At 70.1% G+C, this 15,102-nt stretch carries 15 protein-coding genes; 6 read left to right on the top strand and 9 right to left on the bottom strand.

Annotated elements, in window-relative coordinates; translation table 11 throughout:
- Nucleotides 1-8: 8 nt before the first annotated feature.
- A complete protein-coding gene (locus tag ACTMTJ_RS20535; protein ID WP_441218902.1) occupies nt 9-911 on the bottom strand; it encodes a phytanoyl-CoA dioxygenase family protein in 903 nt (300 codons plus the stop codon).
- 97 nt (nt 912-1,008) lie between these two features.
- Between ACTMTJ_RS20535 and ACTMTJ_RS20530 the strand changes: the two genes are divergently transcribed.
- Complete coding sequence (locus ACTMTJ_RS20530) at nt 1,009-1,881, top strand: helix-turn-helix transcriptional regulator (protein WP_441218900.1); 873 nt, start codon at nt 1,009-1,011, stop codon at nt 1,879-1,881.
- Between the two features lie 17 nt (nt 1,882-1,898).
- Here the strand turns inward: ACTMTJ_RS20530 and ACTMTJ_RS20525 are convergent, their stop codons facing one another.
- A complete protein-coding gene (locus ACTMTJ_RS20525; RefSeq protein ID WP_441218898.1) occupies nt 1,899-3,365 on the bottom strand; it encodes a hypothetical protein in 1,467 nt (488 codons plus the stop codon).
- Between the two features lie 4 nt (nt 3,366-3,369).
- A complete protein-coding gene (locus ACTMTJ_RS20520; RefSeq protein ID WP_441218896.1) occupies nt 3,370-5,274 on the bottom strand; it encodes a hypothetical protein in 1,905 nt (634 codons plus the stop codon).
- Between the two features lie 233 nt (nt 5,275-5,507).
- On the opposite strand from ACTMTJ_RS20520, the gene ACTMTJ_RS20515 reads away from it, so the two are divergent.
- Nucleotides 5,508-6,854 (top strand): condensation domain-containing protein, encoded by a 1,347-nt coding sequence (locus ACTMTJ_RS20515; protein WP_441218894.1) that lies wholly within the window; start codon nt 5,508-5,510, stop codon nt 6,852-6,854.
- On the opposite strand, the gene ACTMTJ_RS20510 is transcribed toward ACTMTJ_RS20515, so the two are convergent.
- On the bottom strand, nt 6,823-7,317 hold the full coding sequence (locus tag ACTMTJ_RS20510) for a YcxB family protein (RefSeq protein ID WP_441218892.1): 495 nt from the start codon (nt 7,315-7,317) through the stop codon (nt 6,823-6,825). The two genes, ACTMTJ_RS20515 and ACTMTJ_RS20510, sit on opposite strands and share 32 nt — an antisense overlap.
- Before the next feature lie 254 nt (nt 7,318-7,571).
- On the opposite strand from ACTMTJ_RS20510, the gene ACTMTJ_RS20505 reads away from it, so the two are divergent.
- Complete coding sequence (locus ACTMTJ_RS20505; RefSeq protein ID WP_441218890.1) at nt 7,572-8,144, top strand: RICIN domain-containing protein; 573 nt, start codon at nt 7,572-7,574, stop codon at nt 8,142-8,144.
- 56 nt (nt 8,145-8,200) lie between these two features.
- On the opposite strand, the gene ACTMTJ_RS20500 is transcribed toward ACTMTJ_RS20505, so the two are convergent.
- Complete coding sequence (locus ACTMTJ_RS20500) at nt 8,201-9,193, bottom strand: aldo/keto reductase (RefSeq protein ID WP_441218888.1); 993 nt, start codon at nt 9,191-9,193, stop codon at nt 8,201-8,203.
- Between the two features lie 102 nt (nt 9,194-9,295).
- Here ACTMTJ_RS20500 and ACTMTJ_RS20495 point away from each other — a divergent pair, with 102 nt between their 5' ends.
- Entirely contained in the window at nt 9,296-10,156 is an 861-nt protein-coding gene (locus ACTMTJ_RS20495; RefSeq protein ID WP_441218886.1) for a helix-turn-helix transcriptional regulator, read from the top strand.
- On the opposite strand, the gene ACTMTJ_RS20490 is transcribed toward ACTMTJ_RS20495, so the two are convergent.
- On the bottom strand, nt 10,129-10,734 hold the full coding sequence (locus tag ACTMTJ_RS20490) for a TetR/AcrR family transcriptional regulator C-terminal ligand-binding domain-containing protein (protein ID WP_441218884.1): 606 nt from the start codon (nt 10,732-10,734) through the stop codon (nt 10,129-10,131). The genes ACTMTJ_RS20495 and ACTMTJ_RS20490 overlap by 28 nt on opposite strands.
- 83 nt (nt 10,735-10,817) lie before the next feature.
- Between ACTMTJ_RS20490 and ACTMTJ_RS20485 the strand changes: the two genes are divergently transcribed.
- Entirely contained in the window at nt 10,818-11,558 is a 741-nt protein-coding gene (locus ACTMTJ_RS20485; protein WP_441219285.1) for an SDR family oxidoreductase, read from the top strand.
- A gap of 251 nt (nt 11,559-11,809) precedes the next feature.
- Nucleotides 11,810-11,953, top strand: coding sequence for a PQQ-dependent sugar dehydrogenase (locus ACTMTJ_RS20480; RefSeq protein WP_441218882.1), 144 nt, complete (start codon nt 11,810-11,812; stop codon nt 11,951-11,953).
- Nucleotides 11,954-12,289: 336 nt separating this feature from the next.
- Here the strand turns inward: ACTMTJ_RS20480 and ACTMTJ_RS20475 are convergent, their stop codons facing one another.
- The 3 genes from ACTMTJ_RS20475 to ACTMTJ_RS20465 all read right to left on the bottom strand — a co-directional run bounded on the left by ACTMTJ_RS20475 (nt 12,290) and on the right by ACTMTJ_RS20465 (nt 15,078).
- Nucleotides 12,290-12,967, bottom strand: a complete 678-nt coding sequence (locus ACTMTJ_RS20475) for a hypothetical protein (protein WP_441218880.1) — start codon at nt 12,965-12,967, stop codon at nt 12,290-12,292.
- A 219-nt stretch (nt 12,968-13,186) separates the two neighbouring features.
- Nucleotides 13,187-14,302, bottom strand: coding sequence for a Gfo/Idh/MocA family protein (locus tag ACTMTJ_RS20470; RefSeq protein ID WP_441218878.1), 1,116 nt, complete (start codon nt 14,300-14,302; stop codon nt 13,187-13,189).
- On the bottom strand, nt 14,299-15,078 hold the full coding sequence (locus tag ACTMTJ_RS20465) for a ThuA domain-containing protein (RefSeq protein ID WP_441218876.1): 780 nt from the start codon (nt 15,076-15,078) through the stop codon (nt 14,299-14,301). Before ACTMTJ_RS20465 ends, ACTMTJ_RS20470 begins: the two co-directional genes overlap by 4 nt.
- Nucleotides 15,079-15,102: the final 24 nt, after the last annotated feature.

Here is a 15,102-nt window from a genome sequence, read left to right as displayed (position 1 = left end):
GCGGCCGGCTAGCGGTCGCAGCCACCGTCCTTGTCCGGCCGGACGTACGGCCGGGTGAGGTCGACGGTGCCCTTGTACGCGTACGGGTCCTCGCCGGCGACCAGGGCCACGTCGCGGTAGTCCCAGGAGGCGAGAGCCGCGCCGGGCGGCACCTTCCAGGCGAGCGGGGATTCGGCGCTCATGTAGTGGCTGGCCAGAGCCCGGCGGTAGCCGTGCCGGCCGGTGTTGGGCAGTGAGCGGTGCAGCAGGTACCCGTTGAAGATGACCGCGGAACCGGCGGGGACCTCGACCGGCACGGCGTCGTCGTCGGAGTACGGGAAGTCGTACGCCTCGATCGAGCAGTCGAAGCGCGGGTCGTTCTGGTCACGGTCGGGGTACAGCACGCCACGCCGGTGCGATCCCGGCAGCACCCAGAGGCAGCCGTTTTCCACCGTCGCGTCGTCGAGGGCGATCCAGACCGCGGTCAGCGAGCGGTCCCGCGTCGGGATGAAGAACTCGTCCTGGTGCCACGCCTGCCCGGGCTTGCCCTCCGCCTTGACGAAGAGCATCGACTGCATCGTCTTGACGTTCGGGCCGATCACCTTGGTGAGCACGTCCACGACCCGCTCGTGCGACACCGCGCGCCGGATCACGCCGGAGAGCTTGTGCGGGTGGTGGATGCACAGGTAGCGGCGGAGCACGTCGGCGTCGGCGTCGGTGGTCGCGACCGCCGGCCCCGACCCGATCTCGCCCAGCTCGCCGCGACAGAGCCGGACCGCCTCGGCGTTGATCTCGGCCACCTCGTCCGGCGTCAGCGCGCCGCGCAGCACGCCGTAGCCCTCTTCCCGAACCTGCTCGATCAGCGCCTCGGAGGCTTGGTCGTGCAGGACGGCCGAAGGGGTCGTCGCGGTGGTCCTTAGGTCGATGCTCATCGCTTCTCCCGGTCATGTCACGCGTTCACAGCCTCACCAGTATTGGCGGCGCCGGCTGTTCGGGCCATGTCCCAGGTTCTCGATAACATGTCTGTTCGTGACATCGGCATCTTTCCGGGTGCGCGTCCGCAACGGCCCGGCGGTCGCCCACTACCCGCCCGGCGCGAGCCTCGGCCCGCGAGTGCTGCCCTGCTTCGAGTTCGTCTGGATGCTCGACGGGCGGGCCACGTGGGAGCACATCCCGGACGGCGCCGAGCCGGCGCGCGTGCCGCTGCGCCCCGGCCTGCTTCTGCTGTCCCGGCCGGACCTGCGGGAGCGTTACCTGTGGGACCCGGACCACGCGTGTTCCCACGCGTACGTCTCCTTCTACGCCGACGGCGCGGACGACTACGGTCGCTGGCCGACCACCCAGCCCTTCACCGAGCCACTGACCGGGCTCTGCCGCTACCTGCTGTGGCTGGCCGGCGTGGACTCGGCGGCCGCGTCGGCCCGCACCGCGACAGTGCTGGGCTGGCTGCTGGACGTCTTCCTCGACGGCCCGCTCGGCGACCAGGCCGAGGCCGCGCTGCCGGAACATGTCCTGCGCCTCGCCGACCACGTGCGCGCGGCCTGGCGCGGCGGACCGGCGCGGCCGTTGAGCCTGGAGGAGATGGCCGCGGCGGCGCGCGTGTCGCCCGGTCACCTCGCCCGCCTCTTCCGCGAACGGTTCGGTGTCGGCCCGGTCGCGGCCGTGGAGTTGATCCGGCTCGCCCGCGCCGCGACGCTGCTCCAACGCAGCACGCTCACCATCGGCGCGGTCGCCGGCGCGTGCGGGTTCGTCAGCCCGTTCCACTTCTCCCGGCGCTTCCGCGTCGGGTACGGGGTCGCGCCGCGCGCCTACCGCGCCTTTCCGTCCCAGGACCCGCTCGACCCGGTACGCCGAGCGGGCCTGGCGCCACTGGCACGGCAGCTCCTCGTCGACGACGTGTAGCCGTGCGCGGCCCCGCCTCAGAAGCCGCTGCGGCGCAGGGCGTCGACGAGCATCATGTTGGCGATCAGGGCCTCGACCTCGTGCCAGATCTTCAGGTCGGCGGTGGCCCCGGCGGCCTGCCACGCGGCGGCCGGCAGTGCGGCGTACGTCCGGTCTCCCGGCGCCGGCCACAGCTTGAAGCCGTGCGGAAGGTAGGCCTTGATGTGTGTGGCGTCGAACTGGCGGTAGATGCGGATGCGCGGCCGCGGCTCGCCGGTGGGAACGCTCGCGGCCCAGGCCACCGCGGCGTCGAGCCATCTCTGGTCGTTGATGCCCTCGAAGCGGTACGCCTCGCGCAGGGTCCGGCGCAGGAAGGAGCTCGTGCTGGCGTTGCGGAGGAACGTCTCGGTGTCCTCGGCGCCGGAGGAGAAGGACGCCACGGCGAGCCGGTCGATCGCCGGCGGGATAGGCGCACCCGGCATGCGCCGGGCCGCGTGCGCCGCGATCTCCTGGAGCACCACCTCCAGCGTGCTGCCGTTGGCGAGCTTGCCAATCGACGTGTCCTTCGCGGCGACCTCCTCGAAGCGCGGCAGCGGCAGGACGAGCGCGACTCCGCGGCCGGCCGCCGCGAGCTGGAAGGCCAGGCCCTTGCCCGCGTTGAGACCGGAGAGCGGAGCGCCGGCGTAGTCCAGGTAGTGGTGGAGGCCGAACTCCATGTAGGCGTTGTCGCGCGGGTACGGCTTGCCGGCGTAGACCTTCTTGTTCTGGAGAAGGCGATGGTGGAGGTAGAGCAGGAACCGGAACGGCGACCCGGCGGTCATGCCGGCCGGCCAGCTCACCGACACCCACTTCGGCACGTCGAGGTGGGCGAGCTCGAATACCTCGGTGCGGGCCGGCGTCACCGTGGTGCTGGTGAAGTCCAGCTTGCCGGGCGGCGGGTCGGTCAGCACGTGCACGGCGCGGGTCGGCGGCTGCCACGTCCGGCCCAGCAGCGTCTGTGCCTCGCCGGTCACGTCGCGCACCCGTGGCAACACCACCGGAAGCCGGAACGTCGTGGTGCCGCCGGCTCCGACCGGCACCAGCGGCCCGACCTCCGGGGTCACCCGGTCGAGGAGCACCCGGTCCGGCGTCACGTCGACCTTGAGGTCCTGCGGGAAGACCTGGCCGCCGGCGCTGGATACGTGGATCCGGTACAACCCGACCGCGCGGGGCAGCTCGACGATCACATTGCCGCCCTGCCGCACCGGTGTGATGACCCGTCCCGCGGTGTCTACAACGGACACTTGGGCGTCGGTGACGAACGTCCGCATCGCCGACTGCGGCTCCAACACGATGCGTACGAACAGGGACGGCAGCGCCTGCGCCACACCGGCCGCCGGGTTGGCGGAGGCGACGGCCGGCGCGCGGCTGGTCGGCGCGGAGCTGAGCACGGAGCCGGCGCCCGCCGTCGCGGCCTGGTGCGCGACGGCGGCGCCGGGTGCCTTGTCTCGAAGGACGTCGGCCATCTGCTCACTCCGCGGACTGGCCGGGAGCGGCCGACGCGCCGCCCACGATGACGTGGCCGTCCTCGTCCGCGGCGACCGAGATGGTCCCGGGCAGCGCGACCGCGGTCGGGAAGACCATGCGGAAGAGCTTGGCCTCGTCGTCCTTGCTCTTCGTGACGATGTCGCGACCGAGGGCCTCGCGGTCGAGCTTGGCTTGCGCGGCGGCGTTTTCCAGCAGGCGCTGCTTGACCGCCGTCTCCTGCAACCCTTGCGAGTACGTGTCCAGCGCGTTGCCCTCACCGAGAACCGCGTCCACGAGCACGCCCTCGGTCCGCATGGTGTTCTTCATGACCGAGACGATCACGCCGGGCACGGTGATCTGGACGCCGGTCTGGTCGGTGTACGTGGTGGTGGCGTCTTTGCGGAACCGCCAGTAGAAGTCGGTTTCGCTCAGCTTCCGCTTCTCCACCACCGGCGGCGTCACCAACTGGTCCTTGTAGTCGAAGACGGTCTGGAGCTGAGCCAAGATGTTGTCCCGCACGCTGGCCCGGTGCTCCGCCTTGACGTGCCGTTCGAGCAGGTCGTCCAGGCGCGGCAGGGGCACCTCGTCCTTCGACTCCCCCACGCCGGTCCAGTACGCGACCCGCACGTCGACGAGGTGCAGGATCGAGATGTGTTCCTGGTTCATCTGGCGGAACACGAAGTTGAGCGTGCGGCCCACGTTGATGTTTTCCACCTGCCGGACGATGGAGGTTTCCTCGCCGCTGGACTCGCGTACCTCGCTGCTGGTGTTGATCTGGACGTCCCGCTTGCTGGAGGCCTTCGACGCATGCTTCTGCAAGGCGTTGCTGACGTTCTTGGCGAACTCCTCGCGGGCGGAGGTGGAGCCGCCCTTGATACCACCGCTGATCTTCGCGCTGCCCCAGCCCCAGCCGGCCGATGCCTCCGCCTCCGCGTGGTACTCGAAGTTTTCCGTGCTCGCCTGCTTGTCGGAGTTTTCCTGCATCGTCGAGTTTTCGAAGTCGTCCGAGCTCTCCTTGGTGAACGAGTCCAGCACGCTCGACGAGTCCTTGCGGCTGCTCTCGCTGCGGGTGAACGTCTTCACGCTGATCGTCGTGTTCTCCCCCGGCAGCAGGCTGAACGTTTTGAGCGTGCGGCCCTGCCCGTACGCGCCGAGGAAGGAGGAGAGCCGGTAGCTCTCGACGATCAGCAGCTGCGGCCGGCGCACCTCCGCCGGTGGGTCCGGCTGGAAGCGGTACACGTAGTCACCCCACAGGCTGCGGTGTACGTGCAGCCGGTTGCCGATCTTCGCCTGCTCCAGGACGGTGCCCACCTCGAGGTCGGTCATGCCCGGCCGCAGCGCGCGCGAGGTCAGGGCCGGCTCGGTGAAGGCCGCGGCACGGGCGGCGAGCGACAGCCGCGCGGTCTCGACGGGGGCGGCACCGTTCGAAGTGTCCATTGTGTCCGCCGCCTCGACGTGCGGCAGTGGCGACGGAGGAGGCGGCGGTGGGGTGCTGTCCTCGGGCGGGTTGACCACGCGGCTCACGTCCGGACCGACGGCGCCGGACACGACGGCCCGGCTCACGACGCTCGCGGTGGCCGGGTCGATACCGCCCGCCGACCGCAGCACCGAGGTCTGCGCGGCGAACAGCGAAGCACCGGTCGCCGCCGGCGCCGCCACGTTCGGGAAGACGCGGGTGTTGGCGGTGCGCAACGCCTCGGCGATCTGCTCGACCGACATCGCCGCGACATCTTCGATGGGCACCCGGCCGGACTCGTCCTGATCCTCGAGCGATGTGCTTTCCGCGAACACGTCGGGGGCGAGGTCGAGGGCGATGACATTGCGGCTGGCGTAGCTGATCGGCTCGGGAACGTTGTTGCTCAGAATCGGTCCAGCGGCCAATGATTCCACCCCGATTTGGTCATTCATGGCATCTCCTTTCGGTGATACCCACCCTCCGCCTTTGCCGGACGAATACGGCGGATCTGACCGCTAGTTGACTGTGTCGTCGGCCCGACTGAGTCACCCAAAAGTGTCTGTCCACAAACGACACGGATGTTCGGCGTGATCGATTGTCAGTGCCACCATCCTCCGGTACCGTCAGGAAAGTTTCCTGTCTGGATTGAGTCCCGCTGACGTCGTCGGAGCAGGGAGGCTGACCAGTGATCACGGTCGCTGATCGGGTTGTCGTGGCGTTCGAGGGGGACGGCGCCGGCGCCGGCGAGCTGTCCTGGGGGCAGATGGACATCTGGCAGGCGATGGTCCGCCAGCAGTCGTGGTTGCCCAACGGCGTGTGCGTCCCGTTGCCGGCCGGCACCACCGTCGACGAGCTCGCCGACCAGCTGCGGTACGTGATGAGCCGCTACCCCACCGCCCGCACCCGGCTCGTGTTCGAGCCGGACGGCACCCCGCGCCAGGTCGTGTCCGCCGCGGGCGAGATCGCACTGGAGGTGGTCGACGCCGGCGACGCCGACCCGGAGCAGGTCGCCGACGCGCTGCGGCTGCGGTACCAGGACGCCGCGTTCGACTTCACCGCCGACTGGCCGGTGCGGATGGGCGCCGTCCGCGGGCACGACGTGCTCACCCACCTCGTCGTCGTGATGTGCCACCTGGTGACCGACGGCTCCGGCGCCCGGATGCTGTTCGAGGAGCTCGCCGCGCGCTCGACGGCGGATGTACCCGCCGCGCAGCCGCTGGAGCAGGCACGCTGGCAGGCGTCACCGGCGGGGCGGAGACAGAACACGTCGGCGCTGCGGCACTGGGAGAGCGTCCTGCGCACGATGCCCCTGCGCCAGTTTCCCGAGCCGAGCGACCGGCGCCAGCCACGCCACTGGCGCGGCGAGTTCGTCTCGTACGCGCTGGGCCCCGCGCTCGACGCGGTGCGCGCCAACACCGGGGCCGCCGCGGCACCCGCGCTGCTGGGCCTCTTCGCGGTCGCGCTGGCCCGGGTCACCGGAATCAACCCGGTGGCGGTACGGCCGATGGTGCACAACCGGTTCCGGCCAGGGCTGGACCGGGTGGTGTGCATGCTCGCGCAGTACGGCGTGTGCCTGCTCGACGTGGCGGGTGTCTCGCTCGCCGAGGCCGTCGACCGGGCCCAGCGGGCATCCCTGACCAGCTACAAGAACGCGTACTACAACCCGGTGGAGCTGGACGACCTGGTGCGTCGAGTGGTGGCGGAACGCGGCGGTGAGCTGGAGCTGCCCTGCTACTTCAACGACCGCACGACGCTCGCGAAGCCGGCCGGGGCGCCACCGGCCGGGGCGCGGCCGCACGATGCGGTGTTTCGCTGGACGACCCGCCAGGACACACCCTTCGAGCCGCTGATCGTCCACGTGGACGACGTTCCCGGTGCGATGCAGGCGACCATATTCATGGATACCCACGTGATCTCACCCGCGGACGGCGAGGCGCTGCTGCGCGGCTTGGAGGCGGCGGCGGTGCAGGCGGCCCAGGACCCCGCCGCACCCACGACGATCACGACGCGAGCAGCCCACGCTTCGTCATGAAGGTCTCCAACGTCTCGGCGTCTTCCGCGGTCAGGTAGCGGCGCGGGATCACGGTCGCCGGCATCCGTCCGACGTACACGATCCAGAACTCAGGGTCGGCCACGACCCGCGCCACCCCGTCCCACGCGATACCGCTGGACTCCGAACCGCTGTGCATCATGATGTTGTCGTCGGTGATGTCGTAGCCGCCCTCCACGGCGTATTGGCTGGAGCGGCGCCGGGCCCTGCGCCGTACCCACGACGGGTACAGCATGGAGAGCACGCCGCCCAAGGCCAGCGTGAAGCACAACAGCAGGATCCGATCGCCCCAGTCGACCAGCCGCGAGACGGCCAGACCGATCGCCGCCACCGCCAGCAGCACAGCGCCGACGAAGCTGTACCTACGCAGCCGGGCCCTGCTGAGCGCCGCGGCCACCCGGGCCGGATAGGCCGGATCAGCCGGGATGTCGAATCGAATACGCACGCCAGAACGATAGTGGCCGCGCACTCCACTCCGCTGTGTCCACTCGCGGCGGTGTGCCTGTGCCCATCGGGCGACGACAGTGTGTGATCTTCCGATCACGAGGAGCGATACCACAGTTTTAAGATCATATATATTGAATAAGCGCGATTTTTGCCCCTGGCTCCAAAGTGATCCAGACGCCCTAGCCTAGCCCGGAATCGACCCCATACGGTTCGCATGTCCATATTCCAACTCCATACACGGGGGTTGAAAACATGCGGAAACGCACGAGGAACGTCGTCGCGGTGGTTCTGGCTGGGTTGCTGATGGCCATGGCCAGCCCGGCGGCCGCCCAGGCCGAGCCGACGAAGGGCAGCGAGTCGTACACGGTCGTTTCGCTCTCGGACCTGCGGACTCGGCTGGCCCCACCGTACGGGATCTTGAACCACAAGTCCGAGAAGGCCCTACAGCCGGGCAGCGCGACGAACGGCTCCGTGGTCACCCAGCAGACTCCCACCGGGATCAACTTGCAGAGGTGGGACATCTGCTGCCACGACGGTAACTACGTCACGTTCTGGAACGCACAGACCCCCCGGCTCAACATGGGCATCGACGGTGCCAGCACGGCACCGGGTGCGGCGGCCATCGTGGCGAACGGAGCCGCCCACTTCAACCAGGACTTCGACGTCATCGAGCGTACGGCTACCGAGTTCAACCTGAAGAACCGCCACAGCGGTCTCTGCCTGGGTATCGACGGTGCCAGCGAAAACAACGGCGCGCGCGCCATGCAGTTCGCGTGCAGCCCATCGGCTCCCAACCAGAACTGGAGCTTCATCGACTTCATCTAGCGAGGCGGCCCAGAGGCCCGAGCCCGCCATGGGCTCGGGCCTCTGGTGTTTGGGGCTCAGTTCCCCACGCCGAGGCCGGACATGAACGCGGCCGGGTATCTGTCGCCGCGTGCCGCACCCGGCGGCACCGCTTTCTCGATGTCGGTGAGGTCGTCGGCGGTGAGAGTCAGGCGCGTGGCGGGCAGCGCCTCGGCAAGCCGCTCGCGGGTGCGGGCGCCGACCAGCGGCACGATGTCTTCGCCCTGTGCGGCGACCCAGGCGATGGCCAGTTGGGCGACGGTGCAACCCTTCGCCTCGGCGACCCGGCGCAGCGCCTCGACGAGGGAGAGGTTGTGTTCCACGTTCTCGCGGGAGAACCTCGGGTTGAAGCCGCGGCTGTCGCCGGGGGCGGCTTGGCCGGCGGTCCAGTGTCCGGAGATGAGGCCGCGGCCGAGGACGCCGTACGCGGTCAGGCCGATGCCGAGCTCCCGCAGGGTGGGCAGGATGTCGCCCTCGACCGCGCGGGAAAGCAGCGAGTACTCGATCTGTAGGTCGGCGACCGGGTGCACGGCGTTCGCGCGGCGGATCGTCGCGGCGTCCACCTCGGAGAGGCCGAGGTGGCGGACGTGCCCGGCGTCGATCATCTCCTTGATCGCGCCGACGGTCTCCTCGATCGGCACCGCCGGGTCCAGCCGGGCGGGACGGTAGATGTCGATGTGGTCGGTGCCCAGCCTGGTCAGCGAGTAGGCCAGGAAGTTCTTCACCGCCTCGGGACGGCCGTCCGGCCCGCCGAACTCATGGCCCGGCCCCCGCAGCATGCCGAACTTGACGCTCAGCGTGTAGCTGTCCCGATCGCGGCCGCGCAGCGCCTCGGCGAGCAGCAACTCGTTGTGGCCCATCGCGTAGAAGTCGCCGGTGTCGATCAGCGTGACGCCGGCCTCCAGCGCGGCGTGCACGGTGGCGATGCTCTCCGCGCGGTCGGTCGCGCCGTAGACGCCGGACATGCCCATCGCGCCCAGGCCCAGCCCGGAGACGGCCGGACCGGTGTTTCCCAAGGTTCGTGTCTGCATGGGTCAACCCTGCGCCGGCACCGGAAGGCGCGGGAACGGAGCGTTTATCGTGGGAGAGCGGCTCCCTGGATCGGCTTGCCGGCCGCGAGGGAGCATGGGGTCATGGAGCGTGACCAGCTCGCCGACTTCCTGCGCCGCCGCCGCGAGGCGATCCGCCCGGCCGAGGTCGGCCTGGCCGGCGGCCCTCGCCGGCGCACCACCGGCCTGCGCCGGGAAGAGGTCGCGATGCTCGCCGGCATGTCGGTCGACTACGTCGTCCGCCTCGAGCAGGGCCGCAGCAGTCAGCCCTCGACCCAGCTGCTGGGCGCGCTGGCCCGGGCGTTACGCCTGTCCGACGACGAACGCGACCACCTGTTCCACCTGGCCGGCCATCAGCCCCCGCCCGCCGACGGGGTGGCCCGCCTGGCCCGCGCCGGCCTGCTTCGCATGCTCGACCTGCTCGGCGACACACCGGCCGTGGTGCTCTCCGACCTGGGTGAGGTGCTCGCGCAGAACAGGGCAGCCGTGCTGCTGATGGGCGACCACACCGGTTTCTCCGGCGACCGGCGCTACCTCGTCTACCGCTGGTTCACCGAACCCGCCGACCGCGCCGTCCACCCGCCCGAGGAGCAGGAGTACCACGGCCGCCAGTTCGTGGCCGACCTGCGCGCGACCGCTGGCCGGCGGTCCGGCGATCCCGCCGTCGCCGGGCTCGTCGACCGGTTGCGGGCGGTGAGCGCCGACTTCCGGCGGCTCTGGGCCGAGCACGAGGTGGCGGTCCGGCGGGCCGACCGCAAGACCATCGTGCACCCGCGGGTTGGCCCCGTCCTGGTCGACTGCGAGACCCTTGTCACGCCCGACCAGGGTCAGCAGCTGCTGGTGCTCACTCCCGCGGACGCCGACGCCCGCGAGCGACTGGACCTGCTACGCGTGCTCGGCACCGAGGAATTCCCCGATTACGCGCCGCGCGGTGCCGCGCCGTAGAGCGCGTGGTCGACCAGACGCACGACGATCGATTCGTCGAAGGGCGCTTTGAGCACGAGCATCCGGTGATAGCAGGCGCCCCACAGCTGGTCGACGATGATGTCGAGATCCGCGTCGTCACGCAGCTGCCCCTGCCGCTGTGCGCTCCTGAGGCGTGTGCGGGCGAGTTCGCGGCGGGGCAGCGCGTAGCTTTCGGACCACGCCTGGGCGAGGTCGGGGTCCATCTGGGCCGCGCCGATGAGCTCGGAGACGGGCTTCTCCGCGCCCCCGTCCTTCAGCAGGCGCACGAACGCGCTGATCTGTGTGATCAGGTCGGCGCGAAGATCGCCGGTGTCGGGGAAGTCGAGCGCGTCGCGGCTCTGGGCGAAGTACGCCTCGGCCGCGAGCGCACCGGGTGACGGCCACCACTTGTAGAGGGTCATCTTGCTCGCGCCCGCCTCGGTGGCCACGCGGTCGAACGTCACCGCTCGCATGCCGTCCCGCAGCAGGATGCGCCCCGCGGCCGCGAGCACGGCGGTGCGCACCTCGGCCGCCGGCCGTCGGCCGCGTCCCCGTCGGGTGGCAGAGGTCTCCGACATCCACGATCCCTTCTTGTGGACTGCTTGTACATTTCCGTGGGCCACAGTAATGTACAAGCTGTACACATACTAGCGGAGGTCAGATCATGACGAGCAACTCCGGTCGCGTCGCGATCGTCACCGGAGGGTCCGGCGGCATCGGCAGGGCGAGCGCCGAACGCCTCGGCGCCGACGGCTTCTCCGTCGTCGTGCACTACGCGGGCGGCAAGGACCGCGCCGACGAGGCCGCGAGTGCGGTGGCCCGCGCCGGCGGCCGAGCCATCGTGGCGGGCGGCGACGTGGCGGACGAGGCGGCGATGGCCGCTGTGTTCGATGCTGCCGAGCGCGAGTTCGGAGGCGTCGACGTCGTGGTGCACACCGCGGGCATCATGCCGCTCGCACCCGTCGCGCAGCTGAGCCTGGACACCCTCGACCGCGTTCTGCGCACCAACGTTCGTGGGACCTTCGTCGTCGACCAGCTCGCCGCCCAGCGCGTGCGCGACGGCGGCGCGATCGTCAACTTCTCCACGTCGGTCACCCGGCTACAGATCCCCGGCTACGGCGCCTACGCCGCGTCCAAGGGAGCCGTCGAGGCGTTGACGCTGATCCTCGCCCGCGAGCTGCGCGGCCGGGACGTCACGGTCAACGCGATCGCGCCCGGCCCCACCGCCACGCCGCTGTTCTTCGAAGGAAAGAGCCAGCAGGTGGTCGACCAGATCGCCGCGATGAACCCGATGGGTCGGCTCGGCACCCCCGCCGACATCACCGAAGCCGTCGCGTTCCTCGCCGGTCCCGCCCGCTGGGTCAACGGCCAGGTGCTCTACGTCAACGGCGGCGCCGCCTAGGAAGGAGACGGTCATATCGGCCGTACGGTTGCGCGCGGCGGTCGTCGCCGCGTCGATCACGGGCGCACTGGGTGGCTGCGCGGCCGCCTCCGACGGGCCTGCACAGACCGCGCGCTCGAACACCGCGGCGGCCGCCGCGATCGCGACCCTCGGGCAGCCGGTCCAGCTCACGACCGGCCTGCAAGCCCCGTGGGGACTCACCTTCCTGCCCGACAGGTCGGCGCTCGTGTCCGAGCGCATCACCGGAGATCGTGCGGATCCCCGCCCAAGGCGGCGAACCGCGAACCGTCGGCGTCGTGCCCGGCGTGCGCCCGACCTCCGAAGGAGGCCTGCTCGGCATCGTCGCCTCCCCCGACTTCGCGACCGACCGCACCGTCTTCGTAAACGAACGCTGACCGCCGCGGGTTGCCCTCTAGAGACCTGTCGGAGTCGACTCCCCTATTTAGACAGAGATTTGAGCTACCGCGACGTCCGTCGTGGTCCAGACCGCTGCTCCCGCGGCCTCACCCGTCCGCCGTTGGTCGCGCTCACCCTGCGCGCAACCGGCCGGGAGGAAAGGGGCGGGGTGACGGGCTCGCGCCAGGCGGTGGTCGACGTTTGTCCACAATGGTCTGTTCCCGGATCAGCGATCCTGGGAAAGCAACGGAGTTGTCGTCGCCGCGGGTAACCGCCACGAGGTTTCGGCGAGCGCTGCGAGCCGCCGGCCGGGAGCGAGCGGTGCCCGCGGAGACTCAGATGGAAGGCGAGCCGTACGAGCCGTAGTCACTCGCGGAGCCGTAGTCGCTTGAAGGGCCGTAGTCGATAAACCCGTAGGCAGGCAGATTGTTCATGCCCGGTCCGCGGAACGCCGCCGGGTCCAGTGACGTCAGCTGCCCGATCAGAGCCCGCCACGCCTCCACCGGGTCGTCGCTGCCGTGCCATTGCTTCAGTGCGCTGGCGGTGTGCTTGGAGAACTCCACCGACGTGCCCGGTGAGCGGGCACGTTCGGCCCACGCGGCGGCCTCGACCTGGGCGGCGGTCAGGTGCGGATTGGATCCCGGCCGATCATCGCCGATAGCGTGGAGCACTCCCCGGTCATCTCGGTAGAGCAGATAGATTATGAAGGTCCGGGCATACCACGGGCCAAGGCCAATGTCCACATTGTACGTCCAAACCGATTCGGTGATGGCGGCTATCGCGACCGTTTCCTGGCGCCTCGCTTCCGCTACCTCGCGCCTCCGACGCTCGTACCACTCGGCGTTCAGCCGCGCTGTCTCCTCGTCGATGCACGCTTGCAGGTCGTGCGTCTGCTCCCGGTAGGTCTGGACGGCCGCGGCGGCCTGCTGTTGCAGCTCTTCCAAGAAGGCGACGTAGCGGGTGAAGAACTCCCAACTGGTGGCTTTCTTCCTCCCCGACTCCACCTCCGCCATGACTTGCTCCAGTGACGCGACGGCGTCCAGCCACCTGCGGACATCGGCGGCGGGGGCCCGCAGGTCGCGCCCGTCGTCGCACGGCGGCCGCGCACAGACAAGGTCGCCACTCCACCCCACGCTGAACGTGGCTAGATCATCCGCGTCCACTCCGGCACCGCCTCATCGAACCATCCAAGTCTCGCACCAAAAGCGTGGCGTAACCACTGGGGTACCCGGTCAACGACCAGCGCGCACGTCCCGGAGCGAGGACCATCCGGCGAGGATGTCGCGCACGTCCGCCCGGGTCTCCTCGCGCAGCGCCTGCGCGTGGGCCAGCTCCAGGACGGCGTCCATGCGCTCGACCCGGCCGCTCGCCGCGGACCGCACCGCCGCCTCCACCATCGCCAGGCTCATCACGTTTTCGTGCACCTCGCCGGAGGGCGGTTCGCCGGTTTGCAGCGCCCGGACGAACACCTGGAGGGCGCCGGCGATCCCGGAGTACGGCGGGCCGGTCGGTTGGGCGGCGCGCACGTCGGCGTCGAGGACCGGCTCGTGGTCCCCGTCCCAGATGGCGGTGCCCTTCTCGCCGCTGGCGCGCCAGGCACCGTTCCACGACGTGGTGGCGCCGGGGCTGCACCAGCTGCCGTCGTAGAGGTACCGGGTGCCGCCCTCCATCTCGAACACCACCATCGCGTTGGCGTCTCCCGCGTACCAGCTCCACGGCGGGTTGTACGACTGGCAGTAGGCCGTCACCGGCTCCGCGCCCAGCAGGAACCGTGCCGCGTCGAAGGCGTGGATGGCCATGTCGACCAGCAGCGGGTACGCCATCAGCTCGCGGAACCCGCCGAACCGCTCGGCCCGGAAGAACGCCGTGCTCAGCGTCCCGATCGGGCCGAGCCGCGCGATCATCTCCCGCAACGCGGCGAGCTGCGGGTTCCAGCGGCGGGACTGGCTGACCATGAACAGTTCTCCGGTGACCTCGGCCGCGGCGGCAAGCGACAGCGCGCGGCTCACGTTCTCCGCGGCCGGCTTCTCGCCGAGCACCGGCAGGCCCGCGAACAACGCCGCGGTGGTCACCGGGTGGTGCGCCTCGGGGACGGTCACGTTGATCAGCGCCTGAGCGCCGGTCTGCCGCGCGAGGGCGACGGCCTCGGCACCGACCGCCAGGCCGGGCAGGCCGGCCGAGTCGGCGGCGGAACGCGCCAGGGTCACGTCCAGGTCGGCGATGCCGGTCAGGGTCACCTCGGGTGAGTCGGCGACGGTCGCGAGCCAGGCACGGCCCATGCCACCGGCGCCGACGATGACCACCCGGAGCGGATCCGACGGGCTGGAGGGGATCGTCCGGAATGTCACTGGAGCGGTCCGGCGTAGCCCTGGCCGTGGAAGAACTCCCCGGTCTCGTACCGCAGCAGCACGGGATGGCTGCGTTCAGGCCGGTCGGTGCGGGCCCAGGCGACGCCGTTGGCGATGACCCGGCGCACGTCCTTGTGGTGGTACGTGGGGTATGCCTGGTCTCCGGGCCGGAAGTAGAAGATCTTGCCGTAGCCTCGGCGAAACGTGCAGCCGCTGCGAAACACCTCTCCCCCGCTGAACGAGCTGACGAACACCAGCTCGTCCGGTGCCGGGATGTCGAAGAACTCCCCGTACATCTCGTCCTCCTCGATGACCAGCGGGTGCGGCACGCCCTTCGCGATGGGGTGCGTGGGGTCGACCGTCCAGACGAGCTCGCGGTCGTGCTCGTCGCGCCAGCGCAGGGTGCAGCTCGTACCCATGAGCTTGGTGAAGATCTTCGACCAGTGCCCGGAGTGCAGCACGACGAGCCCCATCCCGGACAGGACGTGCCGGTGGACGCGCTCGACGACCTCGTCGACGACCTCGCCGTGCGCCGCGTGCCCCCACCAGGTGAGCACGTCGGTGTCGGCCAGCACCTGCTCGGTCAGGCCGTGCTCCGGCTCGTCGAGGGTGGCGGTGCGGACGACGCAGCCGTCGCCGAGGTTTTCCGCGATGCCCTCCGCGATCGTCGTGTGCATCCCCTTCGGATAGATCTTCGCCACGTGCTCCTCGATCTGCTCGTGACGGTTTTCGCCCCACACCGTGACTCGCAGCGGGCCGGGTGTTCCGTTAGTCATGTCGCGCCTTTTCCGTCGGATACC

It is taken from the genome of Phytohabitans sp. LJ34, assembly GCF_052068095.1.
Lineage (GTDB): Bacteria > Actinomycetota > Actinomycetes > Mycobacteriales > Micromonosporaceae > Phytohabitans.
Note: the sequence above shows the minus strand (reverse complement) of the source record. Positions and strands in the feature narration are given on the sequence as shown.

Bases quoted from the DNA above. Each gene is read 5' to 3' on its own strand.
- ACTMTJ_RS20535 (WP_441218902.1), bottom strand. From the start codon at position 911: ATGAGCATCGACCTAAGGACCACCGCGACGACCCCTTCGGCCGTCCTG.
- ACTMTJ_RS20525 (WP_441218898.1), bottom strand. From the start codon at position 3,365: ATGGCCGACGTCCTTCGAGACAAGGCACCCGGCGCCGCCGTCGCGCAC.
- ACTMTJ_RS20520 (WP_441218896.1), bottom strand. From the start codon at position 5,274: ATGAATGACCAAATCGGGGTGGAATCATTGGCCGCTGGACCGATTCTG.
- ACTMTJ_RS20505 (WP_441218890.1), top strand. From the start codon at position 7,572: ATGCGGAAACGCACGAGGAACGTCGTCGCGGTGGTTCTGGCTGGGTTG.
- ACTMTJ_RS20500 (WP_441218888.1), bottom strand. From the start codon at position 9,193: ATGCAGACACGAACCTTGGGAAACACCGGTCCGGCCGTCTCCGGGCTG.
- ACTMTJ_RS20495 (WP_441218886.1), top strand. From the start codon at position 9,296: ATGGAGCGTGACCAGCTCGCCGACTTCCTGCGCCGCCGCCGCGAGGCG.
- ACTMTJ_RS20490 (WP_441218884.1), bottom strand. From the start codon at position 10,734: ATGTCGGAGACCTCTGCCACCCGACGGGGACGCGGCCGACGGCCGGCG.
- ACTMTJ_RS20475 (WP_441218880.1), bottom strand. From the start codon at position 12,967: ATGGCGGAGGTGGAGTCGGGGAGGAAGAAAGCCACCAGTTGGGAGTTC.
- ACTMTJ_RS20465 (WP_441218876.1), bottom strand. From the start codon at position 15,078: ATGACTAACGGAACACCCGGCCCGCTGCGAGTCACGGTGTGGGGCGAA.